The following is a 21,625-nucleotide window of genomic DNA, read 5'->3' as shown; positions in this document are numbered from 1 at the left end:
TGGTTTTCGTGCATTGATAATGCTTTCGGGCTTTCAGTCCTTTTTACAAATTTTCCTTCATATTTTGCTGAATGGGTGGTTGTCCGATTGAAGATATGTAACTGTATTAACTTTAAAACAATGTGATTATGAAAACAGAATTATGGGTTGAGATGAAAGAACGAATTATGGTGATAATATTCCTCTTGGGCGTGTTTTTTATCAATACGCTGCAGGCAATGGAAAAGACGGATGTGACTCCACTGTTTAAAGTGTTAGTGCTCACTGAACGTGGTGGGCAACACAGTGGTTTCACCGATGCAGCACTTGCTTGGTTGAAAGATTTTGCCAGAGAGAACCGGTTTGAAGTAACTGAAATAAATAATACTTCAAAGATCAATGAGGCATTTCTGGCAGAATTTAAAGTGTTTATCCAACTGGATTTTCCGCCTTACACTTGGAGTGATGAGTCGAAAAAAGCTTTCGAACGTTATATTGAAGAAGGACGTGGAGGATGGGTAGGCTTTCATCACGCTACGCTGTTGGGAAATTTTGATGGCTATCCGATGTGGGATTGGTTTTCCGACTTCATGGGGGGGATTCGGTTTAAAAACTATATCGCTCCTACAGTGTCCGGTAAAGTGGAACTGGAGCAGCATTCGCATCCGGTGATGAAAGGAGTGAGTAAATCGTTTACTTTACCGCATGACGAATGGTATACTTTCGATCGTAGTCCCCGTCGTAATGTACGTGTATTGGCACATGTTGACGAATCCAGTTATGAACCGGCATCAAACATAAAGATGGGGGACCATCCTGTAGTGTGGGTGAATGAGAGAATGAAAGCACGTAATGTTTATTTTCTTATGGGACATCATGCGGATTTGCTGAAAAACAAGGACTTTACGACCATGTTTGGTAATGCTGTTCTTTGGGCTGCCGGGCCTGCTAAATGGTTCCCTCGTTTCAAGGTGCTGGCATTTTACAATCCACACGTTGAAACGGCGCATCGGGAGTTTGCCCGTGATGCAATGGATTTTCTTCATAAGGCTACTTATGGCGAAGGGTTCATTTGTGATACGACCAGTAACTGGAACAAGGTGAATGATGCGACTCTTCGTAACTATCAACTAGTTATCTCCCTGAATGATTTGCCTGCGCATACACGGGAACAGCGCATGGCTTTCCAGCGATATATGGAAAATGGGGGCGGATGGATGGGATTCCATTCTGCTAATTTTAACATGGAGGGTTTTGATTGGCAATGGTTTGTCGATTTTATTGGTGGTAGTGTGTTTCATCGCAATAACTGGCCGCCGCAACCTGCTAAATTGGTGGTAGACGATCCGGCACATCCAGTAGTCAAAGGTATGCCTTCTTCATATATTTCTCCGGCAAATGAATGGTATCAATGGAAACCAAGTCCCCGTGAACGTAAGAATGTGAAAGTACTTCTGACACTTTCACCGGAAAATTATCCGATTGGATTGAAAGATATTATACCTGACGGAGACTTGCCTGTGGTCTGGACTAACACAGATTATCGTATGATTTATCTGAATATGGGACATGGCGACCGCATCTTCTGTGATCCGACACAGAATTATCTTTTCTTTAATGCATTGAGATGGATTATTTCAACCAATAAGAAAGGAAATCCATTCCAATAGCTGTTTCCCTATGGGACACTGTCATTTTCCGATGTGGGAACTGGCGTGTCTCCATAGGGAACTGGCAACTTACTTTACTTCTCTAATTGATTTTTCCTCAAGAGTGCTTCCAAATAGTAATAATCAGCATAGGAGATCGGTACGTCGATCTCATCTTTAGCAGGATAGTTACCTGTGGAATGGAGTAATAGGAATCCTTGGGTACTATCTTCTGCAGCGCGATAGTGTTGGTTGAGGCTGCTAATGATTTTGTCTGCTGTTGCTTTATACTGTCTGCCTTTTTCTCCTGATACATAGGTTGATAACTCATACAGGCCCGAAGCCATGACAGCAGCGGCAGAAGCATCTCTCGGAGAGTTGGGAATTGCAGGATCCTTCATATCCCAATATGGAATGAAATCTTTAGGTAAATCGGGCAGATGGAAGAAATAGTCTGCAATCTTTTCTGCTTGTGCCAGATATGCCGGATTATGGGTGAAACGATAACACATAGTATATCCGTAGAGTCCCCAGGCTTGTCCACGACTCCATACCGATTCATCAAAGAGTCCTTGATGCGTACACTTCATGCGAACAGTTCCGGTCTGTGGATCATAATCTACCACATGATAGGAAGAGGCATCGGGACGAAAGTGATTGGCTAGTGTGGTATTGGCATGATTGACAGCTATCTGATAGTATAAGGAATCCCCAGTCAGTTGGGTGGTGCGGAACAAGAGTTCCAGATTGAGCATATTGTCGATGATGACCGGATATTGCCACTTTTCGCGGTTGAAGTCCCATGAACGGATTGCTTTAACGGTCGGGTTGTAACGGGTACTTAATGTTTGGGCTGCTTGAATGATTACATTTCGGAATGTGGTGTCTCCGGTCAGTTCATAACCTTGCCCAAAAGAGCAATAGACCATAAATCCCAGGTCGTGCGTCCCACGATGGTTCTTAATTTCTTCCAAAGGCCAAGTGTGGGTGGCTGCCTGTTCTTTCCAATAATTATCCTTTGTGTAAGCATAGAGTTGCCATAATGAGCCGGGGAAGAAGCCGGAACACCAGTCCCATGGACGGACAATGCGTAAACTACCATCTTTCTCGATACTTCGCGGACTGATCCTTTTTTTATCTTTTGTATTTTTTCGGGTATCTGCCGTGCATTGGATGGCAAATTTCAACTGATGGGCGGCAAAGGTAAACATACGGTCTGTTTCATTCGGTAATTGATTGGCATCGTCCGGATGTAAAAACAGTAAACTGAAACGGTCTTTCTTATTTTGGTTCCAATAACGGAAGAATGCTTTCTTATATTCCGTGCGAGTAGGATCTAGTAAATAAAGTCGATAGAGATCTTTGCATAGCTCCTGCTGCTTACCCTGCCAATCGCTGATTTGCTTGTAAGGCCAGGCGGAAACATCCTTGCCTAAAAAGTTTTTCAGATAATCGGCTGCTTTATAAATGTTTCTGCCATCTTCTGAGCTGGCTTGATGGATGGGAATATTTAGTTTTTGTGATATGGTGGCGATATCAATGAGATGCTGTAAATTGTATTCGGAATAGCCGAATGCTAGAGTGCGCCACAGCTCTTCTTTCTGCTTCCCATCCGGAGCTATTTGTTTGTAGATACGCTTTTCGGGAACCTGTTCCAGAATGGATTTAGCCAATCGGGTATTGCCGGTGTATAGGGCAAAAGCGATGGCTTGCGCATCATAGGCAGTGCTGTGGTTGTTCTTTTGTTTAGATTCTTCTTTTCCTTGTTTGCTATTCTGAATCCACTCCAATAATTTGCTGAACCATGCTTTAAGGGCTTTCTGATCCTTTTTGCTGAAAGCAGCGGACTTTTCCAGTAACTGAACGCCTTCCAGCATTTCTACAAAAGAATAAGTATCTATTATACCGAAAGAACGACCTTCATCGTTTCCGTGACCGGGAGCTACCTGCGCATATTTGAGATGAGGATTCATCAAGGTTTCTTTATTGAGGAACCACACCTGCAATTGTTCTACAGCTTTTTGTGCATAACGTTCATCGTTACTGAAGTACCATGCCAGCGAGAGTGCGGTGACATTGTTCGCCATGTTACCCAGGCGATTGCGATCCAGCTTATTTAATTCTGGGTTGGAGATACCGTCACGGTTTATATACGGTTTACCGTCAGGTTTAGTAGGATCAGGCCAGAAGTAGCGGGCTTGGCTGTAGTAGTCGTGCTTATTACCACTGATAGCTGTCTTTTCTTTCATCATAACAGAGAGGTTGGGCTGTTTCAAAGCCTGTTCCGCTCGCTCTAGCAATGCATTATAGGCGGTTTGGTAAGCTGGTTGATCAATTTGTTGCTTTACTTTTTCCAAATTTGTCTTATCCCAAATGGACTGGGCATGAGCCGGCATTAAGATGAGGAGGTATACAAAAAGTATGCAGATGCGTTTGGTTCGTATAAAGTTCTTCATGTATATACAGTTTTTTACAAAAATAAATATTTATAATTTCCTTAGTTTTATTCCATTCAAAAAATTTTTTCCGTTGATTGTTTTCAGTTGGATATTGACCTTGTTTTCTTTGGCAGAAACAATAAAACGTTTTTTTATAGCACGGAAGGTGCCACTCTCTGATGATGGACAACAGGCTTCTTCTACTTGTTGCCCATTGATTAAGATATGGAATGCGTTGCCGAGGCTGATTGTTCCGCCTTGTCCGCTACCCAGTAAATAGGGGATTTTTTCGCTGGTCTGGAAGATGTCTGCAAACAAAAGTTCGAGTTCATATATTCCATTGGGTACATCGAACTGATAACCTTCCAGTCTGCTGCGGGCTGTCTGGTAAAGTGGATTGTCACCAGTCAGGGTAATTTCTGTTTGTGTGGATTCTTCGCGATTGTTCTCTCTTTTGGCAGTGTCATGTGTGGTGTATCCCCAACTGCCAGGAGTATAAGGCTGGTCGGGCACCCATGTCAACTGACTTTCGTCGCTTGTGTAGAAACAATTGCTTCCCACATTCACTGCAAGTTCTATTCCATTTATATTATCTTTTGTCAATTGGGCGGGAACGGGAGAAAAGTATACCTCAATGGCATCTTCTATATTTCTGCTTTTTGCCAGAAGTAGTTGTTTGCCTTCTCTGAATGGAACATTGAAACTGGCGGTGCAATTTTCGCATTGTTTCTTTCCCAGTGACTGTCCATTAAGGAAAAGTTCCACTTCTGGGAGATTAGTATATACCTTTACAGGCTGTGTCACTGTTGTTGCTCCTTTCTGGAGAATACCTGCACGATGAGTCCAGTCGCGCGATGCGATGTGCAGTACAGGAATATCTTTACGAAACATTGCTTTGTAATAGTAGAACACATCTTTTGGGGTACGGTTGGAATAGACTAACCCTTTGTTATTGATTCGGGGTGTCGCTTCATCCCGTAAGGCTGCCGAAAAATCAATAAAGTTCCAATGTGTTCCACCACAGATATAAGGAGTGTCAGTTATAACCGGAAGATAATGTTCCAGATATTTTTGCTGATATTCTATGCTGAAATCAAAACATTTTGGTTCAAAAGAATGTAGGCGACGATCTGAACCGGCACCATATTCGCTTACAATTATGGGGTGGGAAGGATATTGGCGATGTTGTTCTTCAAGAAAGAGGTCGAAGCTTTTTAGTTCGCCTCCATACCATCCTTGATACAGATTCCAACCTATTATATCAGTAATGTTTCCCAGTCCTACGGTATTGTAATGGTTACTTCCGTGAAATGCCATAGTGCTGTTGCGGTATGGATCTTCTTCTTTCAATACTTTTTCGAGCCGGTGTGCCAGTGCCAATGTACGTTCCAATACCGGCTTTTGTTCTTCTTGAGTTTTGTAACGGCGTTGGGTAACTAATAGGATTTCATTCATATATCCCCAAGTGATGATTGCCGGGTGATTGTAATGTTGACGAATCATCTCACGCAGGTTTTGCTCGCAGGTATTGGCATATTCTTCTGATTCGGGGACAATGTCAATAATTGGAATCTCTTCCCATGCCAGTATTCCCTGCTTGTCACATTGTTCGAGGATAGCCGGATCTTGCGGGTAGTGGGAAATACGGATAAAGTTGGCTCCCATTTCTTTCATCAGCAATATATCTCGCCGGTGCATTTCGTCGCTAAGTGCCACTCCGAAAGGCTTTTGATCCTGATGACGACAGATGCCGTTCAATTTGTAAGGTTTTCCATTAAGTGAGAATCCGTTTTCTCCGTCAAAATGATACCAGCGGAAACCGATATGGTGACTTACACAGTCGAGTTGTTGCCGGTTTTTCCGGTTTAATAAGGTTGTTTCTACTCGATAGAGGTGGGGAGTTTCCGGTGACCAAAGTTGTGGATTACTTACAGGTTGGGGAGATTCTTTAAATGTATAGTCCTCGCCGGGAGCTATTTTAACTGTCCGGTGCAGGCGTTGGATAACGCTGCCATCCGGGGCATAGAGTGTATTAATGATTTCTAGCTCCGCTTTGGTAGTAGCATCGTTACGAAGGGTACCTTTGATAAAGAGTGTGCCTTCTGATTCACTAACGTGCGGAGTACTGATGAAGATACCGTCCGAGCCATTATTGTTGAGACAGAAATGTTGTTTGGGTACGGTTATAAGCCATACATCTCGATAGATACCGCCAAAAAAAGTAAAGTCGCCCGAAATGGGTGGTACACTGTCCTGTGCGTTATCTACCCGTATAGTCAATAAATTAGGACTGGAAAAAGAACAGAAAGGGGTAATGTCTATGGTGAATGCGGTATAACCGCCTTTGTGTTGTCCTGCCAATTGCCCGTTAATGTATATATCGGCAACTTGGCTGACTGCTTCGAATCGTAGAAAAATCTGTTTGTCCTTCCATTGCTCGGAAAGTGTGAGTGTTTTTTGATACCAAGCCGTCCCCCGATAATATTTTTTATCAGTATAAGCATCTGTATTCCATGTGTGAGGAATACAAACGGGGGTGAAAGCCGAACTGTCCGGTTGTACCCCTTTGGCAAATAGCCAGCCTGAGTTGATTGTTCTCATTTCGCGTTGGGCTGTGGCGTATTGAAAACATAAACTTAGGCAAGTTAGAAAGAGCAGTCGTGAAAAAAGTATTTTTCTTTTCATGATATTGTAATTGAATAGATGAAGAGAAGGCAGAATCAGGTCTTTATCGGGACTCTTTGATTCTGCCTTTTTCCTCTAGTTAAAACAATCTATAACCTTTTTGAGAACCTATGAAGAATTGTTCAAGAAAAAATTACCATCCCGGATTTTGTACAATTAATCCCTCGCTTAGATTGACTGTATTTTGTGGAACTGGGTAGAGATACATCTTGTCATCCCATAATCTTTTTTCCAATTGTGTGCGGCGATAGAATGAACCTTGTTGTTCGATTGCAACAGTGGGGTCTCCATACTGATCCATACCATGGAATTGGGTCTGATCAGCATCTTGGCCTTTGCCACAGATCATCCAACGGCGGATATCAAAGTAACGTTGTCCTTCACAGAACAATTCGACAAAACGTTCGTTTTGGATTGCTTTCTGTTGTTTGGTATAATCTCCAATGATGTCTTTCTTGCCTGCATCCTTCAGTGCCTGATAGCCCGGAATACCGGCACGTTCGCGTACCTTATCGATATAACTGATGATTTTCGGGTCACGAGGATTTATTTCATTTAAAGCTTCTGCATAGTAGAGGTAGAAGTCTGCCAACCGGAAAAGGATGGAAGGACGACCAATATTACTATTATTGCTCCCTTGGAATGTGATTGATACATTTTTGAATTTGCTGATCATGTAGCCACATTTAGAGTTGTTTCCTGCCGGGCCTGCACCACCATCTTTGGAGAAATCTAATCTGTAATTAGGGTTGATCGCCATGTAATTAGCAAACCAACTTCTTCCTTGGTAAAGGACATCACGATAGAACCGTGGCTCACGGTCGGCATACATACTGAATACACGGTCGGTTTTGTTGTTGTTATCAGGATTTGCAACGTCGGCGAAACCTGTTTCGTCATAGTTGGCTCCGGGGTCATTGATGTTCAGTCCTTCTTTGGTGAAGAACATATCGACAGATTCCTGACTAGGTCCGATGTTACCATAAGAAGAAGCAATGTCGCGTGGGGTTGTACGTTTTTCCATCTTGGTGTTATTACTCCAGTCGTTATTGGAAGTACACCATAATATTTCTTCCGTATAGTTTTGGAATAACAGATATAGGGTTTGGTTCACGTCCAGATTGCCGGCGTTATCATACTTTTCGTACAGTCTGTGTCCGGCAGCTTCTGCTGCAGTAATCAAATTCTCCAGATACGTTGCTGCTTTTTTCCATTTATTTTTGTCTTCGGTCGGGAACAGTCTCTTTCCGTCTTTATCTGCTAAATCTTGTCCGAAACCACCGTTAAACAATTTGGAAGAAGCGTAAACCCATAATTTGGCACGCAGTGCCATTGCTGTGATTTTAGTCGGGCGGACAATGTCATTCAGGTTATAGCCGTTGGCTCTGCCGTCAGCATCCACTGAAGTGACTACGGACTCGGGAAGATTACTTTCGGGACTGATGAGGTCATTCAGAATCTTATCTATATGTTCTACCATTTCGTCTACAGATGGACGCATATAGTCATTCACAGTAGGATAAGAAGCATCATCAATCACGGTGACAATGGGTACAGGGCCATATAGCTCGAATAAACTGAAGTAGCTATATGCTAAGAAAAAACGAGCTTCGTCTTTCATCTGGGCCATTTCGGCTTCTGTTATGATTTCTGTACCGGAGCCAATGGCTTTTCCTCTTTCGAGGAAGATCATTGCTTGGCGGATATATTGGTAGAGGGTAGCCCAACGATGATAACCGGCATTGGCTGCTGTATATCCTGCTGTCATTACGTTTTTGGAACTGGCGCCCTCGGAAGTCACTTCACCGCAAAGATTGGCCCAAGGGTTTCGGAATGCGTTCATTTCCGATCCCATTTCTGAATATTCGCTGATGCAGTTGAATATGTTAGCATGCCATTGGCGGGTATATTTGGGGGTTTCGAATATTTCTTCGATACTTAAATCAGCCGATAGTTCACTGGATATATCCAGGTAATCAGAACAAGAATTGGTTCCGATACACAATCCTGCTGCCAAAACAGCCGTATATATAATGTTTTTTAGTTTCATGATTCTTTCCTTTTTTTAAAATGTAACTTCCAGTCCGATTGTCCAAGTGCTGGATAATGGATATTTAGCTCCAGAATTGGCTTTGCTCAATTCCGGATCCCAGTATTTAACTTTATCCCATGTTGCGAGGTTGGTTGCCTGTACATAAAGACGTAAGTTTTGCATTTGTAACTTTCTCAACTGTTTCTTATTGAACTGATAACCGAACTCTATATTTTTCAGACGAAGGAAACTTGCATCTCTATACCACCATGTACTAGGTTTAAGATTATAGTCGAATGCAGTAGTATGCATACGGGGATAAAGTACATTTTGATTATATGGGTTGGATGCAGTCCAACGATCCATAGCTTCAGTACGTGCCGATGAAGCATCTTTACCGCCATTGAAAGGCATGAAGTTACTTGCTTTAGCCATTAGATTGACTGATGTACCGGCACTACCTTGGAAGAAGATGCCACCAAAGAAACCTTTGTATTCGAAATCTACAGCGAAACCGTAGACGCACTTAGGGTTTTGAGAGTTCATTCCAGATAGGTAAGTTTGGTCATTTCCATCAATTACATTATCGTTGTTTAAGTCACGGTATTTAATGTCACCCGGAGATACCTTTGCTCCCGGATTAGGTAAATGTGATTTCAGTTCATAACTTTCGGCACCAGTGACCGGATCACGGGTGATGTTGAAATCATCCGGAGTGTAAAGACCGTCAGCTATATAAATGAACGGTGTTCCAATAGTATTTCCAGTCAGATCCTGATAGGGAAAAACATGTTTGATTTCATCACATTCTATAATCTTATTTTTCGTGTAGGTGAAATTGCCGCGGAAGGTCATATTCAACTTGCCGAAATGTTCTTTGTAAGTGATATTACCGTCAATACCTTTGTTTGTTACGATACTGAAGTTTTGAAGTGGCCCTTGGCGTAGCCCTGTCATTGATGGTATTGAATTACGAGTTTCCAGAATGTCGTGACGACGATTGGAGAAATAGTCAACAGACATATCGATACGTCCTTCGAAAAGCCCTAAGTCGAATCCGGCATTGATTTTATCTTCAATTTCCCAATGCAAAAGCGGAGCGGCCGGTCTTTGTTCGCTGGCACCTGCTATCCAGTGAGTGCCTGTAACATTGGTTAGTGCATTAATACCAAGGTTGTATCCGCTGGCATTGGCATTTACCGTAGGACGATATGGGAAGCGTGCGACACCATTACCTAAATCGTCATTACCGGTACGTCCGTAAGAAGCTCTCAGCTTCAACTTATTTACCACCTTTTCCAATGGTTGCATGAACTTTTCATGGCTAAGGAACCAGGCACCACCAATAGCCGGGAAGATACCCCAGCGTTCTCCTTTCGCAAAGTTTTCACTACCTGTCATACCAAAACTTCCTTCGAGCATATAACGGTTGTCAAATCCATAAGTGAAACGTCCTACAACGCTTTGTTTACGATAAGGCAGCAAGTTTAATCCGGATTGATTTTGTCTTTGTGTCTCTTTTTGATTATATAGAAGCATGCCGGTTACATCGTGCTTTTGAGCAAATGTGTTTTTGTAGTTCAAAGAAGCTTCGATATATATTTTCTTACTACCACCGGTAGAACCGTTGCTGGGATTGCTCAAGGCGCTTCCGCTTTCTTTCAATGTATAAATGAGGTTTCCTTCCGAATCCCGTCCGCCGCCATTACTTTTGTTGACGTAGTAAGTGGTTGGAGTCATAGTACGGTTTACATACTGTTCAGATTCAGCGTCAAAGCTTAATACACCTTTTACCGATAATCCCTTAGTGATAAATTCAAGTTGTTGTTCCAGACTGATCTTAGACTGTATGGTGGCTTTCCATGATTTGCTGTAACCACTATAATAAAGATAGTTGAATGGATTACGACGATATCCGCCATTATCTGCCTGATAATGTTCTGCCGGTGTTCCATCCGAGAAAATCATTGGAATCAAGTGAGTCGGGAATAAAGTCATAGTGCTGAAAATCTCGTCAGATGTTTTGCTCGGTGCTACACGGTTGATGTACTGCCCGCTCATATCGACAGCCATTTTGGTTGTTTTTGTCAAATCAAAGTCTACATTAGAACGGAGATTATAACGTTTGAAGCTGACATTGGTGTCTACTCCCTCCACAACCTTGTTCTTTTTATAAATACCGTCTTCTGTATAGTAGGCACCGGAAACGAAGAAACGTACGCGCTCGCCACCACCACGGAAGTTGATGGTATAGCGTTGGTTCTGTGTATGTTTACGGAGCATGCTCATCCAATCTGTATTAGGATATAGATCGGGATCACTGCCATTACGGTATAATTCCAGTTCGTCATCGCTGGTAGTAGGTTGAAATCCAACTTGTGGGTTACCCGCGTCATTCCATTGTGCTTCGTTGTAAAGACTTAGGTAATCATAGGAATTAAGCAAAGATGGAACACGCATCGGAGTAGAAATACCATACTGTGCACTGACATTGACACGGGTTTTTTGTTGTTTACCACGTTTGGAAGTAACCAAAATAACACCATTGGCACCTTCAGCGCCATATACTGCTGTGGCGGACGCATCTTTCAATACGGTGAAAGATTCAATTTCGTCTACGTCAATATCACTCATGGAACGGGGTACACCGTCTACCAATACGAGTGGATCTGTACCACCTGCATAGGAACTTACACCACGAATCCAGAACTGTGCATCATCCCATCCCGGTTCACCGGAACGTTGTACGGCGATAACACCTGAAATTTTACCGGCAATGTTGTTATTCAGGCTTCGGCTTGAAACATGAAGCTCTGCTGGGCCGATAGTTGACATGGAAGCTACAACACTTTCCTTTTTCTGTTGTCCGTAACCGACTATAACAACGTCTTCCAGGTTGACTGCATCTGCTTCCATACGTATATTGATTGTACGTGTGTCTTTTTTTACTTTCTCGACGACAGTTATATAACCGACATAGCGGAATTCCAGTTCATCACCTTCGGCAGCATTGATGGTAAAACGACCGTCAATGTCGGTAGCTGTACCACGTGAAGTTCCTTTAACAAGTACAGTAGCTCCGATGATAGATTCTCCATTGGTATCCATTACTACACCCGTGATTGTTTTTTGTACATTCTTTTGTGTTATAACCTGTGCGTCGGCTACTTTATTGGCTATACCGGAGGGGCCTGCTAAAACTATGCCCGGTTGCATTGCTATAGATAGAGCAAACAAGGCTGCACAATATTTAATCTTTTTCATTGTATATTATTTATTAGTCAACTTCTTTGGGAAGCGTCTCATTAATTTCTTCAATATCAAGTTCTCCTTTACGGCTCTCGTTTGCTACGGTTATCGTCAGACGATAAAATTGTCCCGCTGCGAACTTTGTAGATGCGTGTTTGATATTACCATCAGTGCCACTGACAGTAAGATATGTTCCTGCGTTTCCTATGAGCTTTAATTTATTATGTTGGTTGAATGCTAAAGGAGCATCTGCGCTTCCGTCCGATTGTGTGTTGTCGTAAAAGAATTTAAAATTCAAAGAGCCTGTTCCTAATTGTTTTCCACCTTCAAATATGAATTCATATTTGTTTGTTTCTATTGGAGATAGGCAGAACATTTTGGCAGGAGACCAGTTGATATTATTACTCGTTAGATTCGGTTTTCCAATAGCATTATTACCACTTGTCCAGATTGTACCGGTTCCGTTTTCCAGTAAAGAAGCCATTGCATCACCATTCATCACTTCTACTTTGATGAATTTAAGCTTTTTATCCACAGTAAATTTATATTTTCCGGTGATTGCTCTAAATACAAGTTCTTTCTTTTCGGTATTTTTTTTGAAATTGAACCAGGAAGGGTCTATCCAATATTGCGACCATTCCTTTTTCATTCCACTGATGACAATCCGTTCGTTTTGATTTATTTCTCTCTCTACATAGAATTCGTTATCGTTCTTTTTGATAAACTCTTGTCCGTTTAATGCGAATTTTATGGCCGGACTAGCTTCAAATGTTTTTGTGTTGAAGCAGGCACGTGGAGTAGTCTGGTCTATCATATATTCAATATTTTGAGTAGAACCTTGTGTCACAATACCATCTTCAGCACCGAATGTGATTTTATTTCCATTTGTCTTGTAGGCAGGAATCTCGATATAGCCTTCCAGATCAGAGGGCATATCAGGACTGCTTGCTACATATTCGAATGCTACATTCGGATTTTCTGTCATTTCATAGGTCACACCTTTGGATGATTTCAGATACAACTTTTCAAAATGTGGTCTTTGAATCTGAATTTCTCTTTCTTTGCGGTCTTTTGCAAAACGCTCGTTTTGGGCATAAACCACTACTTTTGCAGTACCGTCCGGCACGTTTGCCAAAAAAGGAACAAAGAGCTTTGCGGAATAAGTATTATTTTCTCCCACACTCAGGAAACGTTCCGATACAATATTCTCATCAAATAAAAGCTGTACTTTAGCTTGATTAAGAGGAACACCCTGGCTGGCTACCTGAAAGCTGAAAGCGATACTATCGCCCATGTATGCGCTTTCTTGTCCCGTGAATGAAAGGATAGAGCAACTACCCTTGTCATCGAACTCGTCGTTCGCATCGTCACATGATGTAATGCTGAAAAGTCCTGCCGACATCATGCTGCATAGCAAGATTAATTTTCTCATATTATTAGAATTAAATTAGTGAATATATTAATGAATTTATTATTTCCACTGGAAGGAAGTGATAGACTTTGCTGGTATTTTATAGCTGATGTTATTTCCTTCAGCGTTGATACGAATGTCTTGATCGGTACTTCCATTATTTGAAATAACTACTGCGTAGCTGCCATCAGTATTTTGGAAGGTTGCATAGGTCAGATTCTCTCCTGGTTGGCCACTGTTTCCGATGCGGACGGCACCAGGCTTGACAACCGATGACATATGTGCGATAATATAGTAATGAGAATTGCGGGTAATTGTCGTGTAATCGCTGTTGCTGATGTCTACCGCTCCATAACAAGTCCGGCAACCGCCTGGACGGTTGGGAGCACGGTCACTGTCGAGCATCAGATTCCATACGATTACCCCTTTGCACCAGTTATTAACAGTGCCTAAAGCTACATTATTCATATCTCGAATGAGGGATTTAGTAAGATCTTGTCCATTATTCCACGTACCGATGGATGTTTCGGTGAAGAGCAAATCTTTATCCGGTGCTTGCGCATGTACAATGTTCAGTTCTTCTCGTGTACCGCCATAATCATGGTAAGCAGCTCCAGCCAAGTACTTGGAAGCCTCCTCGTCTTTGTAGATGTTTATCGGATAACCTTTTTGGTCAGCCATATTATCATAGTTATAATTATGATCGAATGCGTAGATTTTGACGTCAGAGAAGCCTTTGGAATGTAATGTCGGTCCTAAAGCTGTTTTTATAAAATTGCTGGCTTCTTTCCATCCCATGTAGAGGGAGGCCGAGTTTTTTCTGTTTAAAGGCTCGTTTTGGGGTGTTATGGCATAAATATTGATTCCATTATCTTTGAATGCCTGCAGCCATTTGGCAAAATAAATGGCATAGTCTTGATAATAAGCAGGGTTTAACTGACCGGAAGTCCATGAATCATAAGGTTTTTTTTCTGTTAGATTATTCACTTTCATCCATTTAGGACAGGTCCAGGGGGAGCCAATGATCTTAAGTGTCGGGTTTATTGCCAGAATCTCTTTTAATATAGGTATAATATATTTGTTTTCTTCCATGGTCAGGTTGAAGTTCTCGATACCTTTGGTATCACAGCAAGTATATTCGCTTAGTGAGAAATCGGAACAGCCGATAGAGATGCGGATGTAACTTAAGCCAAAGCCATCGGTGGGAGAAAAGGTCTCTTTTAAGAATTGAGAACGTTTCTGGGGAGGCATTAGTGACAAATTGAAGCAGGTAGAGCCTGTTACTGCCGCTCCGAAACCATCCATGTTTTGATATTTGATTTCAGGTTGTAAAGTAATAGTTGTCGGTGACATGCTGGAACCGCTTTTTAATGTGGTAGTCTTTTTAACCAGATCGAATGCACGGTTTGCAGTAGTAATATATACTGTCACATCAGTATTCTCCTTGTTCTTTTTTTCTTGATTGTCTGTCGGACCGGATTTTTCGTTGGGACTACAAGATGCATAGAGCGATAATTGTATTCCTAACAAAAGGAAAAGAAATAGGATTTTTTTGCTTTTCATAACTTTAGTTTTTTAAGATTTTGATGGGGCAAAAGTATCGTTTGTGAATGTATATGCCAAAAAAAAGACTACATCACAATTACTACAGAAAGTATTGGAAACTACATCTTTACTTTCTCTTATATTTTTTAATATGTTTATAATTAGCACTTTATGCTGTAGTATATACTCTCCATTAATGCTCTTTTTTAATGAAGAAGATGTAGTACTGTTATGTGTCAAAACTTTATAGGTTTTCCGATAATTTGTGAAGAAACAAAGAAATATTTATTAAGGTTTCTATTGGATATTTGGCGAAACATTTATCTTTGTGAAAAAATCATTCTATGAAGTTACGCATATATCTAATCTTGTTATTTATCTCTTTTTATGGGGATATTTCTGCAACATGGCAACGTTCGGTGACGAACTATTATCGAAATACATATAATTCCGGTAATCAAAATTGGATGATTTCACAACAGGAGAATGGCTGGATGTATTTCGCAAATAATAAAGGTTTGCTTGAGTTTGATGGCAGAAATTGGAATACTTATTCTATACATAACGCTAAGACCAGAGCCGTAAAGGTCGGAGCGGACGGGAGAATTTATATCGGTGGAATGGGACAATTCGGTTATTTTACCCCCAATCGGCTTGGTGGACTAGAGTACACTTGTCTTTCGGATAGTATCGGCGGGAATACTAATATTGGCATTATCTGGAATATACATATTGTAGACAATCGGATTTATTTCCAATCGGAATGGAATATCTATTGTTTTGACAAGGGGCGGATCAGAGTATTGAATGCTTCTTCGGAAATTTGGTGTTCTGCAGTGATTCATGGAAAGTTTTATGTAGCATTGGAGGAAGGGCTGGCTGTCTTGAAAGGAATGGAAATCGTACCTTTATCTAATATCGGACATACTGTGGCTTTGAATCGTTCAGCCAAAATCGTTGCATTGCTTCCATGGGAGAATAAAGTATTGATAGTGACAAGCAAAAATGGCTTATTTGTATATGATGGGAATTCAATACTACCTTATTCTTCTGCTGCCGATTCGTTTATTCATTCTAATCTGCTGTTCTGTGCAGAGGCTAAAGACGGACTGCTTGCTTTAGGTTCTGTACAAGGAGGAGTTTTACTGTTGGACTCGAAAACCGGTCAGTTAGAGCGGATTTCTATAGATAATGGATTACAGAATAAGACAGTTTTGGGATTGTATTTTGATCGTAGTAATAATCTTTGGCTGGGGTTGGATAATGGCATTGATTGCGTACATTTGGAATCTCCGATTTTTTCACTTTATGGCGGAAAGGCGGTTATTGGTTCAGGATACGCTTCTTGTTGTTATAACGGTCAACTCTATTTGGGGACGAATCAGGGATTATATCGCACTTCTTTGGGGCAGATCAATACACCGGTGGATATGCAATTTATGCCGGGAACAGACGGGCAGGTATGGTCTATTAAGACATATAATAATCAATTGTTCTGTTGTGCTGATAATGGAATTTTTATTATAGATGGTTTGAAACATTATTCTCCCGGTTCGCTCAAAGGAGTGTGGTCGGTAGCAATGTTTCCCTATAATGAGCATTTGTTGATAGCCGGAACTTATAGTGGAATGTTCTTGTTGGGAAAATCAGCAACCGGAAGATGGGAGGTGAAGCATAAGATTAAAGGATTTTCCCATTCATGCAAAACTTTTTTTGTAGAAGAGGCTAATACACTTTGGGTGGCGAACAAAGGCAAAGGTATTTTTAGAATCACTCTTACGGAAGGATTAGACAGCATTATGAGTCTTAAAAATTATAATAATGAGTCTTTGTCAAACAATAATAATTCATTTATAACACGTATCAACCGGAAAATTGTGGTAGCGGCTCACGAAGGACTATATTATTACGATCAGATAAATGATCAGTTGGTGCTGGATACATTATTGGAACAGTCGCTGGACGGGCATACTGCCTATACTTATTTGAAAGAAAGTGAGAAAGGAGATATTTGGTATGTTGTGAATGGAAAGCTAAAAATGCTTCGAAGTGACGGACATAAGGGATTTTATAAACTGAATAATGAGGCTTATTTTTGCGGGGCATTGATAGAAGATTTTGAAGATATTTATTTTTATGATAAAGAACGTGCCATTATAGGTACGGAAGATGGTTTTTCTTTGTTAAAGTATAACGAAAAGATTTCAGAACAACGGTTGGGGCTACAAATCAGGAGAGTATATTGTACAGGGAAAAAAGATTCTTTGGTATACGGGCGTAGTTATACGTATGATCAGGAGCCGTTACTACTTCCATACTCGAAAAATTCGATAAGGATCGAATATAGTGTGACAGATTATGACAAGTCATCTGCAGCTTTGTATTCCTGCCGTTTGTCAGGGGGGAGGGTCAATGATAACGAATGGAGCGAATATAGTGAAAATAATACGAAGGAGTATACTGACCTGCCTGAAGGAAGTTATGTTTTTAATGTGAAGATAATAACTGATAAGGCACAGGAGCCTATTGAAACATCCTTTTCTTTTGAAATATTACCGCCTTGGTATCGTATGTGGTGGGCATACTGTATTTATGGGGTGTTGGTTATTCTATTTTTGTATTATATTTATTATCGTATAGTACAAAGCAGGAAGAATCTGATTCGTCAGAAAGAATTGGAATTGATTTCACAAAAACAAGAATTCAGGAAAGAAAGTGAGTTGAAAGACCGCAAGATTGTTTCTTTAGAAGAAGAAAATCTGCAATCAGAGTTGCGGCATAAGTCGGAAGAGTTAATTAAAACGACATTAAACATTGTACATAAGAATGAGATTTTGCAGGATATACGAAAGGTTGCAGTCGGTATTTCCCGTTCTGTCAATGATGAGAACCTAGTTAATATTCGTCGGAAAACATTAATACTGATAGAACGTATCGATAAGGACCTTGATAATGAGGAACACTGGCAGACTTTTCAGAATACATTTGATTCGGTGCATCATAATTTCTTCCATCTGCTTGATGAACGTTATCCTGATTTGAGTTACAAGGATAAGATGCTGTGTGCTTATTTACGAATGAATCTTATGTCAAAGGAAATAGCTCCGTTATTGAATATAACATTGCGTGGGGTAGAAATCAGTCGTTATCGTCTACGAAAAAAACTAGGATTGGGCGAAGGAGATAACTTGGCTGAGTTTCTGCAACATTTGACATAATGGAAATAGAAACTATAAATTTATGTATTCGTAATATTTGTTGCGTAAAATAACTTAAAAAAAGCACTTAAAAAAACGATATCTGATAATATATTGTTTAATTGATGTTTATGAGAAAACAAATGCTGTGAAAGAAAGGAGAGGGAATTATGTATTTATCCAAGTTCTGAGATTAAAATATTGTTGTATTCCCTTTATCTTTGCATTAATTTAAAACAAAGCAAAATTTGAAGAAAATGAAAACAATGCTATTAGCGGTAGGCACTCTGTGTCTCATGGCAGGTTGCTCGTCGAAAGTGAGCAGTTCTAAGGGAATCGTAAGTGATGCAACCATGAATACGGTAACGATTGTCACGGATAAAAATGATACCCTTTCATTCAGTACGATGGATGCGAATAAAGAAGAAGTCGACGGTTTACTTCTGAATGATACGTTGGAAGTCTTTTATACAGGAAAATATACACCGGGGATGCCGGCTTCCAAACTAGTTCAGTATCCGCAATCTCCGCTTGTGGGAGGTAACCGGGATGAACATGGCTGTATCGGCTCTGCCGGATACGTATGGTGTGAAGTGCAAAAAGACTGTATCCGCTTATTTGAGAAAGGGATTCGTACAGAAGCGGTGGATGGCAGCGGCATTCCAGCTTTCATTGTCTTTGGTCCCGATTCTACACAGCTGGAACTTTTCTTTTCTAATAATCAGCCCAATGAAATATTGGAAAGGCGTGGACTGCTTTCAGGAGGTTATGCATGGAACGTGGAGGACGATGATACGAAAAATGTACGCTTGATAGATGGCTTGTGGACAATCAGCCAAAGAGATAAATTAATTTATAGCCAGAAGGCCGGAAGCTGATTTAAAAAGTTCCGGTATTCTGTAGGCTTGTTTATAGCGTCATATTCCTGGCCGTTAATGTGGCATAGACATTTTCTGCATTTTGTCTTCCTATGGGGATTACAATCCGGCGTCCGGTCAGGTTTATTTCCCGTTTAGAGAACCGTTCCACCTTATTAACCGGAATGATATAGGAGCGGTGCGTACGTAGAAAAGACTTTTCGGGTAACATCTCCTGAATACTTTTCAGACTTGTGCGCGATAATATATAGTTGCCGTTTATACGGAATATTTTCGTATAATTCTCCATTGCTTCGATATAAAGAATATCGGAGATAGGGATGGATATGTTATTGTATTCTTGTTTGATTATGATGTTTTCCGGTACTTTATGCTGACGTGCTTCAATAAAGACAATCGCTTTCTCAACAGCTTTTTCAAATCGTTCATAAGCAAAGGGTTTATGCAGGAAATCCACGGCATCGAGGTCGAAGCCATCCAGTGCATACTGTGCATGGGCTGTCGTAAAATAAGGCAACTTTCGGGAGGAAGCGCATGGGCAATATCCAGTCCGTTGGTACTGTTCATTTCAATATTCAGAAAGACCAGATCAGGTTTGCGCCGGGCTATTTCTCGCAGTCCGGTCAGCGGTTCGCTGAAAGTAGTAAGTTCCAGTTCGCCTTTTCGTTCGCAAAACTGGTGTACAATCCATTTGTCTACCGGCACTAGCATGATGATGGGCAGCATGATTACCGGAATTTAAAAATCCGATTATACAGCTACGTTACGAGGGTGGCAGTATGTTGAAATTCGTCCGCAGGTGAGTGGCATTATTACCGGGATATGTATCAATGAAGGGGATCCTGTTCATAAAGGGCAGACACTTTTCATTATTGACCAGGTTCCTTATAAAGCAGCGTTGGAAACAGCAGTTGTCAATGTAAAAAGCGCGGAAGCCAAGCTTGCCACTGCTAAATTGACAGCAGATAGTAAAGCTGAACTTTACAAAGAACAGATTGTGTCCGAATTCGATCTGCAAACAGCCCGTAATGAACAAGCGGCGGCAGAAGCGGCATTGGCACAGGCTAAGGCACAGGAAGTGAATGCGCGCAATGACCTTTCTTATACCGAAGTGAAAAGTCCGGTGAACGGAGTCGCCAGCATGATTCCTTATCGGGTAGGGGCGTTGGTGAGCAGCAGTATCACCGAGCCGTTAGTCACTGTTTCGGATGACAGCGAAGTATACGCCTATTTCTCCATGACGGAGAATCAGATACTCGACTTTGTACAACAATATGGCTCACTTAAAAAAGTGATAGAAAACATGGACGAAGTGGAACTGACTATGAGCAATGGAAAAACCTATTCCCATACCGGAAAGATAGACGCTATCAGCGGTACGGTGGATGAAGGAACTGGTGCTGTTGGACTGCGGGCTGTTTTTGCCAACCCCGACCAGTTCTTGCGTAACGGTGGAAGTGGTAAAGTAGTAGTTTCTACTATAAAGAAGGGATGTATCATTATTCCGCAAGCGGCTACTTACGAATTGCAGAATCGTATATTTGTATATAAAGTGGTCGATGGCAAAGCGAAATCAACCCCGGTAGAAGTGTTCCGGTTGAATAATGGTACTGAATATATCGTCGAAACAGGACTTGAGCCGGGTGATGTTATTATAGCCGAAGGTGCCGGACTGGTGCGTGAGGGAACAATAATCAAGAGTGATCCGACTAAAGAATAAGATGCCGTTATGAAAATCAGAACATTTATAGACCGGCCTATTCTCGCAGGAGTAATTTCGGTCGTTTTTCTTATTATCGGATTGATAGGACTTTCGCAGCTTCCTGTTGAACAGTTTCCTGAAATTGCACCTCCTACCGTCAGCGTTTCCGCTACCTATACCGGTGCTAATGCGGAAACTGTACAGAAGAGCGTAGTCGTGCCATTGGAAGAAGCGCTCAACGGGGTAGAGAACATGATGTACATGACCTCTTCCTCTACCAATAACGGTTCAGCGAGAATCACCATTTACTTCCGTCAAGGGACCGACCCCGATATGGCGGCAGTTAATGTGCAGAACCGTATTGCTACGGCACAAGGATTATTACCGGCAGAAGTCACCCGCAGCGGTATCACCGTCCGTAAGTGCCAGACAAGTAATATCAAAGCATTGGCATTGTATAGCCCCGACAACACGTTCGATGAAATCTTTTTGAATAACTATCTGAAAATCAATATCAAACCCCGTCTTTCACGTATTGCCGGCGTGGGTGAGGTGAATGTGATGGGAGCGGACTATTCGTTACGTATCTGGCTCGATCCTGCCAAGATGGCTAAATATGGATTGGTTCCGTCCGACATCACGACGGTACTTGACGAACAGAATCTGGAAGCCCCTACGGGAACGCTTGGTGCCGAATCGAAGAATATTTTTCAGTATGTATTGAAATATCGCGGACGTTATGAAGAAGAAAAGGCTTATGGCAATCTGGTAATCCGTTCGCAGGCAGGAGGCGAGGTGCTACGGCTGAAAGATGTGGCACGTATCGAATTGGGTGCCAACTATTGTTGTTAGTCGCTTGT

10 protein-coding genes and 3 pseudogenes are annotated in these 21,625 nt (G+C 41.5%); 6 read left to right on the top strand and 7 right to left on the bottom strand.

The window, feature by feature from the left end:
• Positions 1-248 precede the first annotated feature (248 nt).
• Both I2I04_RS23205 and I2I04_RS23200 read left to right on the top strand, forming a co-directional pair.
• Positions 249-914: pseudogene (locus tag I2I04_RS23205) on the top strand (ThuA domain-containing protein); the annotation flags it as partial.
• The gene (locus tag I2I04_RS23200) at positions 891-1,649 is read left to right on the top strand and encodes a ThuA domain-containing protein (protein WP_223225920.1); all 759 of its coding nucleotides are present in this window, start codon (positions 891-893) and stop codon (positions 1,647-1,649) included. The pseudogene I2I04_RS23205 and the gene I2I04_RS23200, both read left to right, overlap by 24 nt.
• Positions 1,650-1,723: 74 nt before the next feature.
• On the opposite strand, the gene I2I04_RS06805 is transcribed toward I2I04_RS23200, so the two are convergent.
• The 6 genes from I2I04_RS06805 to I2I04_RS06780 all read right to left on the bottom strand — a co-directional run bounded on the left by I2I04_RS06805 (position 1,724) and on the right by I2I04_RS06780 (position 15,006).
• Complete coding sequence (locus I2I04_RS06805; RefSeq protein WP_195654644.1) at positions 1,724-4,084, bottom strand: alginate lyase family protein; 2,361 nt, start codon at positions 4,082-4,084, stop codon at positions 1,724-1,726.
• A gap of 30 nt (positions 4,085-4,114) precedes the next feature.
• On the bottom strand, positions 4,115-6,667 hold the full coding sequence (locus I2I04_RS06800; protein ID WP_229126940.1) for a glycoside hydrolase family 2 TIM barrel-domain containing protein: 2,553 nt from the start codon (positions 6,665-6,667) through the stop codon (positions 4,115-4,117).
• 217 nt (positions 6,668-6,884) lie between these two features.
• Positions 6,885-8,801 (bottom strand): RagB/SusD family nutrient uptake outer membrane protein, encoded by a 1,917-nt coding sequence (locus I2I04_RS06795; protein ID WP_195654642.1) that lies wholly within the window; start codon positions 8,799-8,801, stop codon positions 6,885-6,887.
• A gap of 15 nt (positions 8,802-8,816) precedes the next feature.
• On the bottom strand, positions 8,817-12,047 hold the full coding sequence (locus tag I2I04_RS06790) for a SusC/RagA family TonB-linked outer membrane protein (protein ID WP_195654641.1): 3,231 nt from the start codon (positions 12,045-12,047) through the stop codon (positions 8,817-8,819).
• A gap of 13 nt (positions 12,048-12,060) precedes the next feature.
• Positions 12,061-13,464 (bottom strand): DUF5125 domain-containing protein, encoded by a 1,404-nt coding sequence (locus I2I04_RS06785; protein WP_195654640.1) that lies wholly within the window; start codon positions 13,462-13,464, stop codon positions 12,061-12,063.
• Positions 13,465-13,503: 39 nt separating this feature from the next.
• Positions 13,504-15,006, bottom strand: a complete 1,503-nt coding sequence (locus tag I2I04_RS06780; protein WP_195654639.1) for a glycoside hydrolase family 30 protein — start codon at positions 15,004-15,006, stop codon at positions 13,504-13,506.
• Between the two features lie 326 nt (positions 15,007-15,332).
• Here I2I04_RS06780 and I2I04_RS06775 point away from each other — a divergent pair, with 326 nt between their 5' ends.
• The gene (locus I2I04_RS06775) at positions 15,333-18,206 is read left to right on the top strand and encodes a triple tyrosine motif-containing protein (protein WP_195654638.1); all 2,874 of its coding nucleotides are present in this window, start codon (positions 15,333-15,335) and stop codon (positions 18,204-18,206) included.
• Positions 18,207-18,442: 236 nt separating this feature from the next.
• Entirely contained in the window at positions 18,443-19,063 is a 621-nt protein-coding gene (locus tag I2I04_RS06770; RefSeq protein ID WP_195654637.1) for a hypothetical protein, read from the top strand.
• A 31-nt stretch (positions 19,064-19,094) separates the two neighbouring features.
• Here I2I04_RS06770 and I2I04_RS06765 read toward each other — a convergent pair.
• Positions 19,095-19,789 (bottom strand): annotated as a pseudogene (locus I2I04_RS06765) (LytR/AlgR family response regulator transcription factor).
• A 16-nt stretch (positions 19,790-19,805) separates the two neighbouring features.
• Here I2I04_RS06765 and I2I04_RS06760 point away from each other — a divergent pair.
• A pseudogene (locus I2I04_RS06760) lies at positions 19,806-20,783 on the top strand (efflux RND transporter periplasmic adaptor subunit); the annotation flags it as partial.
• 9 nt (positions 20,784-20,792) lie between these two features.
• The gene (locus I2I04_RS23195) at positions 20,793-21,617 is read left to right on the top strand and encodes an efflux RND transporter permease subunit (protein WP_229126939.1); all 825 of its coding nucleotides are present in this window, start codon (positions 20,793-20,795) and stop codon (positions 21,615-21,617) included.
• Positions 21,618-21,625: the final 8 nt, after the last annotated feature.

It is taken from the genome of Bacteroides sp. 1001136B_160425_E2 (genome assembly GCF_015559655.1).
Lineage (GTDB): Bacteria > Bacteroidota > Bacteroidia > Bacteroidales > Bacteroidaceae > Bacteroides > Bacteroides luhongzhouii.
Note: the sequence above shows the minus strand (reverse complement) of the source record. Positions and strands in the feature narration are given on the sequence as shown.